At 70.4% G+C, this 18,136-nt stretch carries 16 protein-coding genes; 6 read left to right on the top strand and 10 right to left on the bottom strand.

Annotated features, from left to right (window positions below; all coding sequences use genetic code 11):
- Nucleotides 1–214 precede the first annotated feature (214 nt).
- Nucleotides 215–1,207 carry an aldo/keto reductase gene (locus FHS34_RS11065; RefSeq protein ID WP_184963717.1) on the bottom strand — a complete coding sequence of 331 codons (993 nt, stop codon included), beginning with the start codon at nt 1,205–1,207 and terminating at the stop codon, nt 215–217.
- A 15-nt stretch (nt 1,208–1,222) separates the two neighbouring features.
- Nucleotides 1,223–2,317 (bottom strand): NAD(P)/FAD-dependent oxidoreductase, encoded by a 1,095-nt coding sequence (locus tag FHS34_RS11060; RefSeq protein ID WP_184963715.1) that lies wholly within the window; start codon nt 2,315–2,317, stop codon nt 1,223–1,225.
- Nucleotides 2,318–2,467: 150 nt separating this feature from the next.
- Between FHS34_RS11060 and FHS34_RS11055 the strand changes: the two genes are divergently transcribed.
- Nucleotides 2,468–3,070 carry a TetR/AcrR family transcriptional regulator gene (locus FHS34_RS11055; protein WP_184963713.1) on the top strand — a complete coding sequence of 201 codons (603 nt, stop codon included), beginning with the start codon at nt 2,468–2,470 and terminating at the stop codon, nt 3,068–3,070.
- 174 nt (nt 3,071–3,244) lie between these two features.
- Here the strand turns inward: FHS34_RS11055 and FHS34_RS11050 are convergent, their stop codons facing one another.
- The 7 genes from FHS34_RS11050 to FHS34_RS44370 form a co-directional block, all read right to left on the bottom strand.
- Nucleotides 3,245–7,513 (bottom strand): discoidin domain-containing protein, encoded by a 4,269-nt coding sequence (locus tag FHS34_RS11050; protein WP_184963711.1) that lies wholly within the window; start codon nt 7,511–7,513, stop codon nt 3,245–3,247.
- A gap of 376 nt (nt 7,514–7,889) precedes the next feature.
- Entirely contained in the window at nt 7,890–8,987 is a 1,098-nt protein-coding gene (locus FHS34_RS11045; protein WP_184963709.1) for a sensor histidine kinase, read from the bottom strand.
- Complete coding sequence (locus tag FHS34_RS11040; protein ID WP_184963707.1) at nt 8,984–9,637, bottom strand: response regulator; 654 nt, start codon at nt 9,635–9,637, stop codon at nt 8,984–8,986. The genes FHS34_RS11045 and FHS34_RS11040 overlap by 4 nt, the downstream gene beginning before the upstream one ends.
- A gap of 211 nt (nt 9,638–9,848) precedes the next feature.
- Nucleotides 9,849–10,505, bottom strand: coding sequence for a histidine phosphatase family protein (locus tag FHS34_RS11035; RefSeq protein WP_225817338.1), 657 nt, complete (start codon nt 10,503–10,505; stop codon nt 9,849–9,851).
- 480 nt (nt 10,506–10,985) lie between these two features.
- On the bottom strand, nt 10,986–11,486 hold the full coding sequence (locus FHS34_RS11030; RefSeq protein ID WP_184963705.1) for a GNAT family N-acetyltransferase: 501 nt from the start codon (nt 11,484–11,486) through the stop codon (nt 10,986–10,988).
- Between the two features lie 133 nt (nt 11,487–11,619).
- Nucleotides 11,620–12,066 (bottom strand): winged helix DNA-binding protein, encoded by a 447-nt coding sequence (locus FHS34_RS11025; RefSeq protein WP_184963703.1) that lies wholly within the window; start codon nt 12,064–12,066, stop codon nt 11,620–11,622.
- A gap of 169 nt (nt 12,067–12,235) precedes the next feature.
- Nucleotides 12,236–12,457, bottom strand: coding sequence for an Lsr2 family DNA-binding protein (locus tag FHS34_RS44370; protein WP_425579029.1), 222 nt, complete (start codon nt 12,455–12,457; stop codon nt 12,236–12,238).
- A gap of 174 nt (nt 12,458–12,631) precedes the next feature.
- On the opposite strand from FHS34_RS44370, the gene FHS34_RS11015 reads away from it, so the two are divergent.
- The 5 genes from FHS34_RS11015 (at nt 12,632) to FHS34_RS10995 (ending at nt 17,401) form a co-directional block, all read left to right on the top strand.
- The gene (locus FHS34_RS11015; protein WP_184963700.1) at nt 12,632–13,039 is read left to right on the top strand and encodes a hypothetical protein; all 408 of its coding nucleotides are present in this window, start codon (nt 12,632–12,634) and stop codon (nt 13,037–13,039) included.
- Between the two features lie 250 nt (nt 13,040–13,289).
- A complete protein-coding gene (locus FHS34_RS11010) occupies nt 13,290–13,880 on the top strand; it encodes a cysteine hydrolase family protein (RefSeq protein WP_184963698.1) in 591 nt (196 codons plus the stop codon).
- A gap of 265 nt (nt 13,881–14,145) precedes the next feature.
- On the top strand, nt 14,146–15,324 hold the full coding sequence (locus tag FHS34_RS11005) for a hypothetical protein (protein ID WP_184963696.1): 1,179 nt from the start codon (nt 14,146–14,148) through the stop codon (nt 15,322–15,324).
- 134 nt (nt 15,325–15,458) lie between these two features.
- Nucleotides 15,459–16,694 (top strand): MFS transporter, encoded by a 1,236-nt coding sequence (locus tag FHS34_RS11000; protein WP_184963694.1) that lies wholly within the window; start codon nt 15,459–15,461, stop codon nt 16,692–16,694.
- Between the two features lie 197 nt (nt 16,695–16,891).
- Nucleotides 16,892–17,401, top strand: coding sequence for a DUF3592 domain-containing protein (locus FHS34_RS10995; protein WP_184963692.1), 510 nt, complete (start codon nt 16,892–16,894; stop codon nt 17,399–17,401).
- 73 nt (nt 17,402–17,474) lie between these two features.
- Here the strand turns inward: FHS34_RS10995 and FHS34_RS10990 are convergent, their stop codons facing one another.
- The gene (locus tag FHS34_RS10990) at nt 17,475–18,134 is read right to left on the bottom strand and encodes a GntR family transcriptional regulator (RefSeq protein ID WP_184963690.1); all 660 of its coding nucleotides are present in this window, start codon (nt 18,132–18,134) and stop codon (nt 17,475–17,477) included.
- Nucleotides 18,135–18,136: the final 2 nt, after the last annotated feature.

The raw sequence follows: 18,136 nt of genomic DNA, 5'->3' as shown, positions 1-18,136 counted from the left end.
TGCCGATGCGGCAGCGCTCGTCTCGCAGGCGCTGCTTCTCATGCTCGGGGCGGGACCCGGGTCATCCGCATGAGCGCGGGAGAGGCGAGTGCTGTGGGATACAACGCGAAGAACCTGGGGAACGTGGGCGCGACTCGCCGCGACTCGCCGCGACTCGCCGCGACCCGCGAAGCCCGTCGGCGCGTCCCTCATCCGTCGGCGCCGTGCGGCGTGGTCACCAGGCGTATGCCTCGGGGGCGGGCTTGGCTCCGTTCGGTGCCGGAGGCGGGAACAGGCGGTCCAGCTCGGCCAGGATGCCGTCGTCCAGCGTCAACCGGAGGGAGCGCAACGAGCCGTCGAGATGTCCGGTGGTGCGCGGGCCGATGACCGGGCCCGTCACACCGTCCTGCGCCAGCAGCCAGGCCAGTCCGACATGGGCCGGGTGCTCCCCGATCCCGGCGCAGAGTTTCTCGTACGCCTCGATGGTCTCCCGGTGCCGGCCCAGCGTTTCGGCGGCGCGCCCCGAGCCGCCACGCGGGGAGCCGCCCTGGTTCCGCTTGGCGAGGACGCCGCCGAGCACGCCGCCGTTCAGTGGCCCCCATGGGATCACGCCGAGGCCGTAGGCACGGGCCGCGGGCAGCACCTCGAGTTCGGCCCAGCGCGTCATCAGGTTGTACCGCGACTGTTCGCTCACCAGTCCGAGGAAGTGGCGGGACCGCGCGGCCTCCTGCGCCTGAGCGATGTGCCAGCCGGCGAAATTGGACGAGCCGAAGTACAGCACTTTGCCCTGCTGGCGCAGCACGCTGAACGCCTCCCAGATCTCCTCCCACGGAGTGTTCCGGTCGATGTGGTGCATCTGGTAGAGGTCGATGAACTCGGTCCCGAGCCGCCGCAGCGAGGCTTCGCACGCGCGCCGGATGTGCAGTGCGGACAGGAACGACTCGTTGGGACCGTCGCCCGTCGGCAGGTACGCCTTGGTGGCCAGCACGGTCTTGTCGCGTCGCCCGCCGCCGGTGGCGAACCACCTTCCGATGATCTCTTCGGTCACGCCGTCCCCCGGCGTGACGCCGTACACGTTCGCGGTGTCGAAGAAGTTGATGCCGTGCTCGTGGGCCCGGTCCATGATCGCGTGACTGTCGGATTCCGGCGTCTGCGGCCCGAAGTTCATGGTTCCCAGGACCAGCCGGGACACCGTGAGACCGCTGCGGCCGAGGCGGGTGTATTCCATGTGTGTGTCAGCCTTTCAGGCGGTGGGGCCGAACTGCTCGACGAACCGGCCGGTGAACAGGTCCGCGCCCTTGTACTCGGAGACCGTCGACCGGGGGACGGTGAACGGACCGTCGGCGGAGGGGAGTTGTCCGACGCCGCCGGTCGGTCCGAGGGGGAGGAGGATCATGGGGAAGGGCAGCGGCCGGTAGGTGGCCGTGGGGCGTTCACCGCTCAGCTGGGCGGTGATGTTCTTGGCGACGACCTCGGCGTGCTGCATCGCGTAGCCGGCCATCTTGGCCTCCGCGACGTCGGTGAGGTCGCCGACCGCGTACACGTGGGAGTGGCCCTCGACGTTGAGGAGCTCGGTGACGGGGACCCGCCCCTGCCGGTCGAGGCGCGTGAGCCTGCCGTCGGCGAGGTAGTCGCTGTTCGTGCTCGTACCGTGGGCGCGGAACCAGATGTCGGCGGTGATGTCCTCCCCCTCACCGGTGGCCACGGTGAACGCGGCGGCCTCGCCGGGTCGGGTGTGCGGCGGTGTCCGCAGTGCAGTGCCGAGGCGCAGTTCGACGCCCAGGGCGTCGAACTGGCCGCGCAGGTCGTCGACCATGTCCGGCTCGAATCCCGGGAGCAGTTCCCGGGCCGGATCGACGACGACCACGTGTTTGCCGGGCCAGACGTCCTTGATCTCTCCGGCGAGTTCCAGGCCGACCGGGCCGGCGCCGAGGATGAGCACCCGGCCGGCTCCACGCAGTTCCTTGTGCGTCCGGCGAAGGTCGTCCAGGGCCTCGGCGATGGAGTCGGAGACCGGCTTGGCGGGGTAGGCGTAGCCGGATCCGGTGGCCAGGACCAGGTAGTCCGCCGCCACCCGTTCGCCCGAGGCCAGGGTGACACCGTGCGGGTCCACCGAGACCGCGCGATCCCGGATCACCCTGCCACGGCCGATGAGCGTGGAGTACGGGAAGAACATGCTGCTCGCCCAGTCGGGGCGGGTCAGCGCCCTGAGTGATGCCGCCGCGTTGACGAACGCCTCCCGGGGGTCGATGAGGACGATGTCGGCCTCCGTCTCCAGCGCTTTGGCGACTGCGGCGCCCCCGTAGCCCCCGCCCACGATCGCGACTGTCCGACGCATGTGTGCCCTCCCCGAGTGAATGGTGTCCGGGGGCTATGGCAGAGCCGCCCCCCGCATTTGAAACGTAACGTTACGTTTCAAGCCGGGACTGTACCGGCCGCGAAGGGTGCTGTCAAAACTGAACGTTACGTTTCGCGTTACACTGGCGAAGTGACCGCCACACGAACCGACCGGGGGCCGCGCTCTCGCGACGCGATCCTCCAAGCCGCCAGCGACCTGTGCAGGGAACAGGGCTATGCCGCCGTGACGATGGAGGCGATCGCCACCCGGGCCCGCGTGGGGAAGCCGACGTTGTACCGCTGGTGGCCTTCGAAGGGGGCGGTCTTCCTCGACGTGGTCCTCGACAAGCTCGTCGAGCCCGCCATCGAACTCCCCGACACCGGGGACATGGTCCGTGACCTGCGTACATGGATCCGTGGCTTCGCCGACCTGTTCACCGACCCGCACGCCCGACAGCTCCTGGTCGGACTGCTGGGCGCCGCCCAGACCGACACCGAACTCGCCACCGTGCTCCGGGAGAAGGTCCAGCGGCCGCTCCAAGCCGGCAACCGGCAGCGGATCATCGCCGCCCAGGACGCCGGTGAACTCCCCGCCATGGACCCGACTCTGCTCGAGGAACTCCTCATCTCGCCGCCGTGGTACCGACTTCTGGTCTCCGGGGAACCCGTCACCCGCGAGTACGCCGACCAGCTCGTCGACGCGGTCCTCAGCGTCCGGCCACAACGGCCCACGGCGGCGCCGCCACAGAAGTAGGCCTCCGCACGAGCCGGGCGGAGAGGCGGCCGGCCGGCACGATCGAGGGTCGGCCCGGCTCCGTCCGTACGGAGAGGAGCCCGACGTGGCCCGGCGCACCATGCGTACGCCCCGTGCGGAAAACCCGTGGGGGCGGGCCGTGGACACGGCCCGCCCCACCCGGCTTGGCCGGCGCTACTCGATGTTGATCTTGAATGTGCTGGTCCTGTTGCGGATGTCCTCGGCGTTGCCGCTCATCCGCAGGTTGCGGAAGGTGGCCTCGCCGACCGCCGGGCCCTGGCCGGGTTCCGGCAGTTCGTTGGCCCAGATCCCGAAGCCGGACTTGGCGTCGAAGGCGTCTCCGCTCTTCTTGGATCCGGTGATGGAGATGTCGGTGAAGATCGTGTCCTTCACCGGGAACTGCGGCCGGCCGCCGACGTAGTTGGTCTGGAACATGACGCCTCCGTAGGTGGAGTCGTCGATGTCGACGTCGTTGACGCGGATTCCCTGGAAGACCTTGGAGGCGGAGAAGGCCCAGACGGCCGGGAAGACCTGCGAGCCCCAGAAGTGGCCGCCCGTCCGTTCCAGGGAGACGTTCTCGATCGTCGTGGGATCGGTCCCGAAGCCGTTCATCGGGTAGCCGAAGTCCAGCGAGGAGATCGTGATCCCGGAGTACACCAGGGTGTCGGCGATGCGCATGTTACGGAAGGTGTTGTTGTAGCCGCCGTACACGGCCACGCCGGCCGCTCGCCAGGTCAGGGTCGAGGTGAGGTTCTCGTAGAGGTTGTTCTTCTCGTCGGCGCCGCCCGCGTCGATGGCCGAGAAGAGGGCGAAGCTGTCGTCACCCGTCGCCCGGGCGTCGTTGTTGACGACGTGGTTGTCCGTGGAGCCGTTGGTCATGTTGATGCCGTCGGCGAACGTGTCCCGGATGCGGGAGTTGCTGATGGTCATGTGGTCGGTGTTGGCGCCCCAGTAGAGGCACACCATGTGCTCGGCCCACACGTTGTCGATGGTGATGTCAGAGACGTTCGAGAAGTCGAACACCTTGCCCGGACCGTCGATGCGGGAGGTGTAGTTGCCGAAGTAGGCGAACCCGGCGAACGTCGAGCCCTTGGCGCCGGCCTCGGCCCGGAAGCCCACATCGGTGTTCTCCTGCGACGAGGGTGCGTGGAAGCGGGTGAACCACGGCCCGGCGCCGATGACCTTGACCGCCTTGCCGTAGACCTGGAACTTGCCGGAGGTCTCGTAGTCGCCGGCGGGCAGGTAGACGCCGACCAGCTTGCCCGTGGTGTCCATGCGGACCTTGTCGAGGGCGTTCTGCACGTCCTGGTGCGAGAAGCCCGCCGGCACCGCGTAGCCGGCCGGGTCGGGGTTCGGAGCCTCTGTCGCCTGCTCGGTGTCGACGAAGTCGATGGCGTAGCCGGAGGTGTTGGCCGCGTCCTTCTGCAGCCGGATCTTCGAACCGGCCGGGACCGTCCTGCCCAGCAGCACGTTCGCCTCGTCGTAGATGTGCCGCGGCGCGCCGGAGCCGGGCGAGTTCCCGGGCGAGGTCTCGTTGCCGTAGAGCCAGGCGTACTTCGAGGTGAGATCGATCGCCTTGAGGAACTGACCGTCCACGTAGACGTCGAGCGTCGTGGTGGTGCCGTCCGGGACCGAGAAGCGGGTGACCAGGGTGTTGGTCGCCGCGCGGGTGGTCCACTCGACGTACTGGCCGGTGCCCGTGAGGGTCACGGCCTTGCGGCCGCTCGCCTCGCCGGCGAGGTCGCCGACGGTACGGTTCGGACCGACGATCTTGGCGCCGCCCCCGAGCGTGCCGTCCTCGGCCTCGTACCTGTCGTACGGCATGTCCGCTCCGCGGCCGACGAACAGTGGCTGGACCGTGGTGTTGTTGGCCCGCTTGACCGGCAGTTCGTTGGCGTCGTCGGCGATGACCGTCCTGACGGTGTACTTGCCGTTGCCGGCCGTCCAGGAACCGAGGGCGACCGGTGCGGTCGTCCGCCCCGCCGCGATGGTGCCGTCGTAGGACCCGCTGAGGGTCTTCACGGTGGCGCCCTTGGCGTCCAGGATCGCGAGGGTCACGTTGTGGGTGCCGGAAGCCGAGTCCGTCGTGCCCTGGTTCCTGATCGCGACGGTGAACTTGACCTCGTCGCCGGCCGAGGCGCTGGACGGGGTCCAGGAGACCGGCGCGGCGAGCAGGTCGGAGCTGGACACGGGCTTGACGACGAGGGCGTCGGACCGGGTGAAGGCGTTGTTCGCCTCGTCCTGTTCGATCACCTTGTCGGACGGGTCCACCTGGGCGCCGACGGAGTAGCTGCCCGCGTCCCGGGCCCCGATGCCCGCCGTGACGGTCCTTGACTCACCGGCCGCGAGGGCCGGGACGTCCGTGGTGGCGACCTTCGTGCCGCCGAGCGTGAAGTTCAGGTCGGTGGCCTTCGCCGCTTTGCTGCCGCTGTTGATGACGGTCGCCGTGAGGCTCACGGCGTCCGACTCGACCGGGGCGGCCGGCGTGCTGGTGATGCCGGTGACCTTGAGGTCCGGGTTGGCGGACGGCGTCCCGATCACCTGGAACTCGGCGACCTGCGCGCCGGGTGCGCCGGAGTTCGCGGTGAACTTCAGCTGGATGTCGGCGGCCGAGCCGGAGACCGGGATGGTCACCGTGTTGCCGGTGCCGGGGGAGAAGGTGTAGTCCTTCGCCGCCGCCAGGGTCGTGAAGGTGGTCGCGTCCTGGTCGCGGCCGAGGACCTGGATGTTCTGGGTGCGCGTGGACCAGGCCGTGTCCGGGCTGAGCTTGACGACGATTCTGCTGAGGTCGGCGTTGGCGCCCAGCCTGGTGGTGAGGGTGGCGGGGTAGGCACCGCCCGCGCTCTCCCAGTAGGTGCTGGTGAGGCCGTCGTTGGCGTTGGCGGCGAGGTAGGTGAAGACGTCCGACGACGCCTCGATGGGCTTGCCCTGGGCGAGGTTGCCGCCGGACGACCCGGGCCGGGTGACGCTGTTGCTCGGCGCGGATATGTTGCCGGCCGCGTCCCTGGCCCTCACGTAGTAGGTGACGGTGGAGGTCGCCGGTGGGCTGTCGGTGTACGTCGTGACGTCCCCCGCGACGGACTTCACGAGCCGGTTGTCGGCGTAGACGTCGTAGCCCGTGACCTTGACGTTGTCGCTCGACGCCTGCCACGTGAGCGACACGTCGCCGCCGGACTGCGTGTAGTCGAGGGCGCCGGGTGCGGTGGGGGCCTGGGTGTCGCCGCCGGACCCCTTGCGGGTGACGCTGTTGCTGTCGGAGGAGACGTTGCCCGCCGCGTCCTTCGCACGGACGAAGTAGGTGATGTCGCTGCCGGCGGGCTGGGTGTCGGTGTACGTCAGCACGTTCCCGGCCACACTCGCCCGGAGTTCGCCGTTGGCATAGATGTCGTAACCGGTGACGCCCGTGTCGTCGGCGGCCGCGCTCCAGGTGAGCTTGATCTGCCCGGTGCCGGGTTCGGTGTAGCCGAGGTTCGACGGCGCGGTGGGGGCCTGGGTGTCGCCGGTCGCCGGTCCGTACACCTCCAGCTCGGACACCTGTCCGGCGGGCCAGCCCGTGTTGGCGGTGAAGAGCACACGCACGTACCGCGTCGTGGTGGTGTCGAAGCCGATGGTCGTCGACTGGTCGTCACCGCTGTCGAAGGTGTACGGCTTCGACGCGGTCAGGTCGGTGAAGTTCCGGTCGTCGGTCGAACCCTGGATCTTGAGTGTCTGACTGCGGCTCGGCCATCCGCTCGGCAGCCGCAGTGTCACCTGGTCGACCTTGACCGAGGAGCCGAGATCGACCTGCACCCATTGCGGGAAGGCGTTGTTCTTGCTCTCCCAGTACGTCGAGCGGTTGCCGTCACCGGCGTTGGCGGCGCCGTACACGTCGGCGTGCCCGCTCTCGGTGAAGGGCTTTCCCAGGGCGAGGTTCGGCGACGAGGCGTCCGTCGTGAGCACCTGCATCTCGGCGAGCTGCGCGGTGCCGCCGACCGAGTTGCCGCTGAAGTCGGCCCGTACGTAGCGGGCGAGGGTGGCGGGGAAGGAGATCTTCACCGTGTTGCCGTTGCCGGGGCCGAAGTCGTACGTCGCCGAGGACGTGAGGGTCGCGAAGCTCTTGCCGTCGGCGCTGCCCTGGAGGGCGAGGGTCTGCCTGCGGGTCCCCCAGTGGGCGGGCAGACGCAGCACGACCTGCCGGACGCGCCGGGAGCGCCCGAGGTCGGTCTGCACCCACTGGGCCGACTTCGTCCCGGCCTGCCAGTAGGTGCCGGCATCGCCGTCGTCGACGTTGGCGGCCGGGTGCGTGCCGAGGGCGCTGCCGGCCCGGGCCGTCGCACCGGCGGCGGCATCCGGGCCGCCGGCCGCGTGTGCGTCGAGGGCGGGCAGCCCCAGAACCATGAGGGTGGAGGTCAGTGCGGCGGTGGCTGTGCGCACTCTCCACGAGCTGGGTTTGTATCGGGTCATGCGGGGTCACTCCCTGCGGCGGGCTCACGTACCGCTGCGGCACGCGAGGGCGGCTCGTTTCGGGGCGGAGCGGTGGCGCGGTGCGTCAGGCCGGCGGGCACAGGAATCAACTCTGCGCAGCTTCTTGCATTAGTTCATCGAAATATTGCAGACCACTCGCGCGTACGTCCACGGTCGCGACGGGAGAAGTTTCGCCCGGTACCCCTGTGTCACCGCCGCGAGAGGAGGCGGAAGCGTCGCCCGTCCGTGAACCGGCTCAGGTCACGCCGGATTCCGTGCCCTACAAGGAGATCGAGAAATTGCGTCATTCGGCTAGCTTTTTGCGTTCGCATGCATCGTGACGCGATGACTTGCAGTCGGCGGATCCCCGCCGGCCTCACCCCGCCGCTTCGGCCGGCAGCACCACGCGGACTTCGTAGCCGCCGTCGCCGGTCGGTCCGGAGGTCATCGTTCCGCCGAGGAGCTCGGCGCGCTGGCGGAGACCGATCAGACCGTGGTGCGCACCGGGCAGCGGGAGGGGCGGCTGGGTCGGTGCGGTGTTGGTGACCCTGACGTGCACGGAACCGTTGGTCTGGAACAGGTCGATGCGCGCGGTGGCCCCGGGAGCGTGCTTGCGGGTGTTGGTCAGCGCCTCCTGGACGGTGCGGTAGACCGCGCGCTGGACGGTGGGGGGGAGTCCCTCGGGCAGGGCCATCCTCAGCTCGGTCTCGATGCCGCAGTTGTCGGCCAGCCGCTGGATGTCGGTGAGCGCGGGCTGCGGCGTCAGGTCCGTGGGGTTCCCACCGGAGGCGCGCAGCACCCCGACCATGTGGCGCAGCTCGTCCAGCGTCTGCACGCTCAGCCGGCGGATCGTGGCCGCGGCCTCCTTGGTGTCCGGGTCGCCCGTGCCCACCTGCAAGGCTCCGGCACGCACGGCGATCAGGCTGACCTGGTGGGAGACGACGTCGTGCATCTCCCGCGCGAGCTGCGCGCGTTCCTTGGCCAGGGCGGCCTGGGCGGTCAGCAGCTGCTGGTGGTCACGCGCCTCGGAGATCTCGGCCAGTCTCAGTGACAGGTCGCGGCGGGTCTGCACGAGCTGCCCGAGGAAGACGGCGGCGGCGGCCGTGGCGGCGCTGTAGCCGAACGCGATGAGCGCCGACTTACGCGTCAGGTCCAGGTTCGCCGACGGCAGCGCCGTGATGTCACTGAAGGCGAAGGCCAGGGCACCCACGACCAGCAGCGTCCGGGGGCGGCCCAGGGAAGCGAGCGTGTACAGCGCGGCCAGGCAGGCGAAGACCGCGTCGGACAGCAGCACGGACGGGAGCGTGAGGAAGAAGGTCAGCAGCGGGTGGCGCCGGCGCAGCAGCAGGGCGAGGGCGGCGCCCAGGCCACAGGCCATCCGCAACGGCTCGTTGATGTCCCAGTGAGCCCACACGTCGAGGAGGGCCATGGCCACCGCCACGCCGTCCAGGAGCAGCGGGGACGGGCGGTTCATCCTGTTCCCTCCGCGAGGAGTCCGGCCCGCTGGGCGAAGAGGGCGGCCTGGACCCGGCCGCTCACCTCCAGCTTGGTGAGGATCGCGCTGACGTGGTCCTTCACCGTGCCGGTGCTCAGGTGCATCCGGGTCGCGATATCGGCGTTCGACAGGCCCTCGGCGACGAGGACGAGGACCTCACGCTCGCGGTCGGTCAGCCTTTCCAGCGACTTCGGCCGGCGCTCCTGCGGTCCCGCGCTCAGGTAGCCGTCCACCACCGTGCGTGTGACCTTGGGCGACAGCACCGTGCCGCCGTGGGCGAGGCTCTGCACCGCCAGCGGCAGCGCCTCGGGATCCGTGTCCTTGAGGAGGAAGCCGGCGGCGCCTGAGCGCAGTGCCGTCTCCACGTAGTCGTCCATGTCGAACGTGGTCAGCATGGCCACCACGGGAGGCTCCGGCAGCCGGCGGATCTCGCCCAGTACGGTGAGCCCGTCGACGTCCGGCATGCGGATGTCCAGCAGAACGACGTCGGGGTGCGTCTCGCGCACCGTCCGAAGGGCCTCACCGCCGGACACCGCCCCGACGACCTCGATCCCGTCGGCGGCGTCGAGGATACGCCCGAAGCCCGTTCGGATCAGGGCTTCGTCGTCGACCACCAGTACCCGGATCACGTGCGCTCCAGCCTCTGTCGGACCCTGGTCCGATTCGTACCACGCCGGGGGCGGCTGCGCCGCTGGGCACCGCCCGGCACCGGCACGAACACGGCCGGCGCGGGGTGGGCGGCGTGGATTCCGTGTCCTCAGTATCGGTGCGTTCGGCTCTCTCGGCGCTGATCACTTCGCCGCTGTGAGCGCGCGGCCGGGACGAGAGCGCCTTGCGAGGTCAGGGTCGGCTGGTGAGGCACATGTGGCGTCGAGTGGAGCGGATCGTCAGCACCGCGACATGGGGAGAGCCATCGGCCGGCGGCCGCTGCTGCGGGACCTCCAGGCGGCCGAACCGGGCGTTCCAGCCGCCGTCGCGCATGGTCAGCGTCACCGCGGAGAAGGACGGCACGTCCAGATGCCAGAAGGCGCGGGCGGGTGCGGACAGGACATGGACCAGAGCGGCGCGGACGACGGTGGACTCGGTGATCGCGAGCACGGAGCCCGTGTCCCCGCGCAGCATGTCCAGCCACGTCGCCGTCCGACGGCAGAGCTCGCGGACGGACTCGCCCCCGTGCGGCGCGGCGTCGGGATCGGTCAGCCAGGAGGACAGGCCGTAGGGGTCCTCGGCCGCGATCTCTTCGAGCGGGCGGCCGTCCCATGCGCCGTAGTCGAGATCGCGCAAGGCACTCTCGGGCGTGGCTTCGACGGCGAGCGCCTCGGCGAGTTGCGCGCAGCGGACCGAGGGCGTCCGCACGGCCCGTGCGTACGGCGGAAGCGCCGCACGCGCGGCCGCGAGCTCGTGCCGGTCGTGCTCGCTCAGGGCACCGTCCCCGAAGACCTGGTCCCGGCTGCCTTCCGTGGCGGTCGCGCACAGCATCGTCAGTCGCACCCTCACGATCCGACCTCCTTCTCCGGTGGGACGGCACATCGCCCCCGTTCAGGCTCTGGGGCAGGTACTTCGGCGTCCCCGCCGGAGGGCGCCCGGCGTACGGACGACCCCTTGGGGAACACGGCCCTTTACCTGACGGTCCCGCTGCGCCCCCGCGCGCGGCTGGTGACGGCGAGTGGAGTTCCGTCGTGGACGGCTCCGGCCTGAGCCGGGAACTGTCCCATTGACCACCACCCTCCAGGAACGATGGTGGTTCAACCATCCGGCATGTGGCCGGAGTACCCCCGCCAGGCGGGGGGGATGCGTATCCCCAGGTGGTAGGACCGTCCACTTTTCGGATGCTCCGACGTGGGGTGCCGGACCGTCCCGGCGGCCGGGCCGGACAGCCGCGGTTCCGGTGAGAAGCGTGCCGTCGGCGGACGGCGGCCGCACGGCCTCGCCGCCGCCGAGGCCGGAAAGGCCGGCCGAACGGCGACGCCCGGCGGGCTACGGCAGGAACGCGAGGTCGCACTGGTACCAGGTGCCTCGCTTGCCGCCGAGGTCGGCGGGGTCGGCCGGGCCGATCGGGACGAATCCGGCCTTGGTCAGCACCCGGTGGGAGGCCGCGTTGTCGTGGGCGGTGGCCGCCCGCACCGTGCGCAGTCCGTGCCGGTCCGCCGCCAGACGGCACAGCTCCCGGACGGTGGCGGTGGCCACGCCGCGGCCGGTGACCTGCTGCGCGACCCGGTAGCCGAGTTGCGCGGTGCGGTGCTCGATGTCGACCAGGTTGAACCTGCCGAGTATCGAGCCGTCGTCGGCGACGAGTACGTAGAAGGCGCAGACGCCGGCCTTCTGCTCGGCCAGCAGGGCGTTGAACCGGTCGGTGAACCGGTCGAAGAATTCCTCACCGCGGTCGGGGACCGAGGCGGCGAAATAGGTGCGGTTCGCCAGCTCGAACGCCAGGACCGCCTCGGCATGGCTGGCATGCAGCCGCTTCAGCTCGGGCACCGCCCGACTCTACCCGGACGGGATGCCGGGATCACGCCGATTTCTGCCGCCGGGAGGCGCCCTCAGGGCCGGGAGAGGGGCCGAGGACGGCTGGTGCGGCACCGCCGCACCGGCGGCAAGCGGTGACACCACCTCATGCCTCGGTCAGCTCGGCGTTCGCCCGTTCCGTGACCAGGGTCAGCACGCGGCCGGCGATCGCCAGGTCCTCGGCCGGGATGTCGGCGTACAGCCGGGCCGCGATCTCGGCGGACTCGGTGGCGGTGCTTTCGTACAGCGCTCGTCCGGCGTCCGTGAGCCGTATCCCGGACGCTTCCGCCGGGTCCTCCTCCAGCAGCTTCGCGGCCGTCAGCTCCGCGATGACGCCGTGCACGACCGACTCGTCGGTCTTCAGCGAGCCGATGACGTCCGCGACGAGCGCGTCGCGGCCGACGGCTCCGCCCGCGACCGCGACGACGCGGAGCGTCACACTCTGGTTGAACGTGGCCCCGTGCCGGGTCAGGGCATCCTCCAGGAGCGCGCGCGAGGCGTAGTGCGCCAGGGCGACGACTCGGCCGTTGACGTGGGGTGCGGTGGTGGTCATGGCTGCTCCTTCTCGTTCTCCGAAGCTCACAAGCCATACAGTACATGGCTACTATGTACATGGCTACTAGATTTCGAGTCGGGTGATCGGCAACGGAGCCGGCGCGCTCCCGCAGCCGCGCCGCTGCGGCGGACCGGCGGACCGGCGGACCGGCCGACCGGGGGCGCGTTCATCCGTCGGGGTGCCCCCGCTCCCAGGCCGCCCTGACCTTTGCGGGGAGACGGCAGCGCGGCGGCACGTCGTACCCGTTGGCGCGGGCCCAGGTGCGGATGGCGTTGACGTCGGGCCCGTACGTGTCACAGAGCCGCTTGTAAAGGCGTCGGGGGCATCGGGGGAGTTCACAGGGCGGACACTGGGGGAGGTCCGGTCGACGGCGGTGATCAGGGGGCACGGGGCCGTGGTCGTCGGTGCGGCGGAGCCGATCGGGTGGGCGGTTGCCGTTTATCACCCGTCAGGTGGTACCCGGTGAACGATCTTGCTTCATACGCTGAGGAACATGACTCTTTCCCCGCTCCGTCGGATCGGTTTCGGCGTGGGACCCGTTGTTCTCGGGACCGTTTTCGCCTTGGTGCCGGCTGGGACGGCCTCGGCGGCCCCCGGGCCGGTCAAGGCGCGGCTCAAGCTCGCGTGTGACCCGGACACCTGGCGCGTGGAGTACACCGCGGGAAGCACCGGACATGCCCCCGGGGCGACGGTGACCACGCGGATCGATGTCAGCGTCGTCGACGAGTACGGTCCGGACGAGGTCACCGGCGAGGGTCCGTACGGTCTGGGCAGTGCCGCCGGCACCGGTGACGTGAAGCGGAAGGCCGGCGCCAGGGGCGCGTGGTCCACCCGCGAGGTCCTGAGCAGGGGGCCCCGCCCTTCCGGTCACCCCCGCTCGCACACCCAGACCACCACGGTCACCCTTCATGTGGCCGACCGGACCGGCTGGGCCATGGCCGAGAACGAGTGCACGCTGACGGTGTCCTGAGGCGTACCTGTCGGCTGCGCGCTCATTCGGCCGCCTCAGGAAGAACCGGTCCGGTCCCGGCGACGCCGGGACCGGACGCGGCGTGACCGCGGCTCCCGCACGGTCCCCACCCGTACCCCCGCCCGTACCGATGTCTGTTTCTGCAAGTTGGACGGCATTGCTGACGCATCGTGCGTCCGCGTAGCGTTCTTGTCGGGCCGCGATCGCCTGGCCCAAGACCTTCACGAGACATATGACTTGAGGTACAGCCATGCCTACGACCACCCTGCGCCAGCTCAACTCGTTCGATGACACTCCCGCGTCGCTCGCCTCCGCCACGGTGATCCTGATCGACTACCAGAACACCTACACCCAGGGCGTCATGGAGCTGACCGGCTGGGAGGCCGCTCTCGACGCCGGCGCCAAGCTGCTCGCCGAGGCCCGCGCGGCCGGTGCGAAGGTCATCCACGTCATCAACGACGGTGGCGAGGGCACCCCGTACGACATCCGCGCGGAGATCGGCCAGATCCACCCGAAGGTCGCGCCGGTCGACGGCGAGGTCACCGTGGTGAAGACCAAGCCGAACGCGTTCCTCGACACCGAACTCGGCGATCTGGTCGACGAGGCCGGGAACAAGGACGTGGTGATCGCCGGGTTCATGACCCACATGTGCGTTGCCTTCACCGCTCAGGGCGCGTTCCTGCGCGGCAACCAGCCGACCGTGGTGGCGGACGCCTCCGCCACCCGGCCGCTGCCGACCTCCGTGGCCGAGGTGTCCGCCGAGGCGGTGCACCTCGGTGCGCTCGCCACGATCGCCGACCTGTACGGCGTCGTCGTGCCGTCGGCGGCCCAGCTCGGCTGACGCACGTCGAACCGCCGCCGCGGGGGCCGGCGTCGCGTGCCGTCGGTGCGCGGTCCCCGCGGCGGCCATCGGTACGTAATGTTCCGTTTGCCTGTAACGAAAGCGGAACTTCCATTCGTGAAAAATGAGCGGTGATCACACAGTGTGTGGCGGGAACTACCGTGTGATCCACTAATAGCCCGGTCAACTCCCGTACAAATACGGTCACGTGGTGGCGGGCGCGGGTCGGTCCGCGCCCCCTCGAAACAGAAGGAACACACCTCACGTGACCACACGAAGAACCGTTCTCGCCGGTGCGACCGCCGTCGGCGCTGCAGCCGCCTTCGGCACCGCCGGCCAGGCCTTGGCGGCCGACGAGTTCGGCACTCCCACGACGTCGAGCGCGGCCCAGAAGGATGCCCGCGACGCGATACGCAAGGTCAACGCCGACATGCGCAGCAACTACGCCGCGCTCAAGGCCGATCTGTCCAAGCGGCTGTCGCCGATGATCGTCGTCACGAACACCGCCACCGGCGGCCAGTTCACGCTCCTGTACAACGGCACGACGGACACCGTGCAGCCGGTTCCCGAGTACTTCGAGCTGGCCAAGTCCATCGCGCACGTTCCGCTGGGCATCTACTCCATCCTCGCCCAGTACCTCAGCGACCAGGTCCCCAACGTCCCCAACCGGGACCGCATCGACGCCCACGACCTCGACATGGTCGCCGCCAAGGGGCAGTCGGACCACTCCTGGGTCACCCCGCTCACCAACTTCAGGACCACCCTCACCACGGCCCGTGACAAGCTCACCGCCGCGGGCCTCCCCAAGGACCTGCACGACAGCTGCAAGTTCATCCTGGACGAGGCGATCCACTACATAGACGGCGTCCTGCACGACCAGACGTTCGACATCCCCGGCTACGACGTCTTCTCCGGCAGGGTCTACCCGAAGATCCGCACCAACATGGTCTTCTCGGCGAAGGCCCAGATCGACGGCATCGAAGGCCAGTTGAAGAAGTGGCGCACCAAGCTCGGGGAAGCCGCCTGGAGCGAGCTGTACGTGGTCGTGTTCTCCATCTGGACCACCAGCGTCCTGAACCAGGCGTCCATCATCATCAAGCGGTGCATGGACCAGTCCAAGGTCGACTCGCACCTGATCGACGTGCCCACCGCCGAGATGCTCAGCGATCCCATCGCCGTCGCCCGGGACAACCTCGCCCGGATCGTCCAGGACAACATCGCCGCCGAGATGGTCTTCGCGAGCGACGCCGAGATCGCCACCGCCCTCAAGGGCCGCCAGGACCTCCTCTCCGAGGAGATCCTCAACCAGATCGGTGCCAACGGCACCACCAACCCCGCCTCCTACAAGGGCACCGCCGCCACGGCGGCCACGGCCGCCGCGCTCGCGGCCGGCAAGGACGCCTGCCCCTGGCACCAGGCCCAGAAGGCCGCCGTCGGAGTCTGACCCGACAGCCGCACCCCCGTCACGGCTCCCTCCGGACACCGACGCGGACCACACACCGCACCGGCGCCCCGGAGGGAGCCGTTTCTCGATGTCACTGACCGATCAGCGCAGCACCTCACCCCAGGGAAAGACCCGTGCCGTCCACCACCAGGACCAGACGCACCCGCACCGCCCCGGACCCGCGCCCCGGCCGCCGCGCCGACGCCCTCACCCTTCTAGGCCTCATCCTCCTGGCCCTGAATCTACGCGCGGCGATCACCGGCATCCCGCCCGTCCTCACCACCCTCCAGGCCGCGCTCCACCTGACCGGCACCCAGGCCGGAATCCTCACCACGCTTCCCGTGCTGTGCCTCGGCGTCTTCGCCCCCGTCGCCCCCTCTCTGGCCCGGCGCGCCGGCACGGAGGCCGTCCTGGCCGGCGCCCTCGCGCTCGTCCTCGCGGGCGTCCTCGTCCGCACCGTGCCCACCCCGGTCGCGCTGTTCACCGGCACCCTTCTCGTCGGCGCGGGCATCGCACTGGGCAACGTGCTGATGCCGGCGGTCATCAAGCGCGACTTCCGCGACAGCGTCGGCACCATGACCGGCCTCGCGATGACCCTGATGGCCGCCACCGGCGCCCTCGCCGCGGGCCTCGCCGTGCCCCTCAGCACCGCCACCGGGTGGCGCCCGGCCCTCGCCGTCTGGGCCGCGCCCGCCCTGGCCGCGGCCCTCACCTGGGCTCTTCTCGCGGCCCGCCGTATCCGCCGGCAGCCGCCGGCCACGACCCCGCTCGCCACGGTGCCGCCGGTGCCTCAGACGTCCGTACTGCACTCCCCGCTCGCATGGGCCGTCTCCGCCTTACTCGGCCTTGTCTCCCTGTGCTTCTACGTCCTGGTGGCGTGGACACCCCAGATCATGAGCGACGAGGGCTACCCCACGGCCGTGGCCGGGGCGATGACATCCGTCATGCTCACCATCGGCATCCCCTTCGGCCTGGCCGTTCCCGTCGCCGCGGCCAGGGCCGCCGATCAACGCCCCCTCGTCGTCACGGTGATCGCCCTCAAAGCCGCCGGGCTCACCGGCATCCTCCTCGCACCCCAGGACGCATGGGCGTGGACCGGCGTCCTCGGTGCCGGCATCGGCGCCGGCTTCCCCCTCGCCATGACCCTCCTGGGTCTCCGCTCACCCGACCCGGCCACGGCGGCACGCCTGTCGGCCATGGCGCAGACCGGTGGGTACCTCCTCGCCGGATGCGGCCCCGCGGCCTTCGGCCTCCTGCACACGCTCACCGGCAGCTGGAACACGCCGATCCTGCTCCTGATCGCGTGCACCGTGCCCGAACTGCTGGTCGGTCTCGTCGCCGGCCGCCCCGGCTTCGTCGGCGCCCGCTGAGACGCGGGCCTCCGTCGAGTACCGCGGCGGGAGCACGCCCGTGAGAGCCGGGTCCTTGCGCGGTCCTCCTCGGAACCCGCCCTGCGGTCAGGGGGGTTGAGCGGTGGCCCGGTGAACGGGGCGGTGCCGCCCGGGGCGACGGCACGGTGACGGGACACCTGGGATACTGTCTCACCCGGTCGAGTGAGAGGGACGGCGTGCGGGTTCAGGTGCAGGTGCGGGGGCGGCGTGCCCGCCGGTGGATCACCTTCGGGTTGATCGCGTTCGGGGCGGTGTTCCTGGTCATCGGGCTGGTCCTCGCGGGGACGACGATCTCGTTCCTGGCCGACGCGGAACGCGCCCGGGGCACTGTGGTGGCCCTGGAGTGGCGCGACGACGACCACGGCATGTCCCACGGGAAGCGGACGCACGACGGGCCCGTGGCGTACCCGGTGGTCGAGTTCACCTCCGCGGACGGCACGCCGAGGACGTTCCGGAGCTCCACGGGCACCAACCCGCCGTCGTACGAGAAGGGTGACCGGGTCGAGGTGCTCTACCGCGCGGAGTCCCCCGGGGACGCGCGCATCGACGGGTTCGCCTCGCTGTGGCTGCTGCCCCTCCTCTTCGGTGGGATCGGGCTCGTGATCGCGGGGGTCGGGACGGTCATGGCGCTGGTGACGCGACGGCGCTCCCGCTCGGCGGGGCCGTCCCCGGCGCTGGGCCGGTGAGCGGGGGAGGCGCGACCGTCGGCGCGCGTCACGACCGGCTGCCGGCGGCCGTCACCACCCCGTAGGCCATGTCTCAGATGGCCGCGCGAACGGCCCGTTCGAAGCCCTCGACGTGGCTGCGGGCGAGCCGCGCCGCGCGGTCCGGGTCACCGGCGACGATCGCCTCGATCAACGGTCCGTGCTCCTCGACATGGCCGGCCATGTCGGAGAGCCGGTCGACGAACAGGCACCAGATGCGGGTCGCCAGGTTGTCGTGGCGGACGAGGGTGTCCTCCAGATACGGGTTGTGCGTGGCGGCGTAGATGGCGCGGTGGACCTGCAGGTCCAGGTGCATCAGCTCGGCGGGGTGCTGACCGGAGGCCCCCGCGCCGTCCAGCTCCTGGTGCAGCGCGGTCAGGGCCGCGCGGTCCGTGGCCGTCGCCCGTCGCGCCGCCTGGGCGGCGGCCAGCGGCTCCAGCTCCTGCCGTACCTCGGAGATGTGGGCCAGGTCGGTGATGTTGACGTCGGTGGCGAAGGTGCCGCGCCGGGGATAGGTGGTGATCATGCGCTCGTACTGCAGCCGCTTCAGCGCCTCGCGGACCGGGGTCCGTCCGACGCCGAGGGACTGGGCCAGCTGCTCCTCGTTGATCGGCGCGCCGGGGCGGATCTCGAGCATGACGAGCCGGTCGCGGATGGCGCGGTAGGCGCGCTCGGCGAGGGAGAGCTCCTCACCTCCGGGCACGGTTGCCATCATGG

Origin of the sequence: Streptomyces echinatus (assembly GCF_014203595.1) — a bacterium.
Lineage (GTDB): Bacteria > Actinomycetota > Actinomycetes > Streptomycetales > Streptomycetaceae > Streptomyces > Streptomyces echinatus.
The sequence above is the reverse complement of the archived record's forward strand: the minus strand, read 5'-3'. Positions and strand labels throughout refer to the sequence as shown.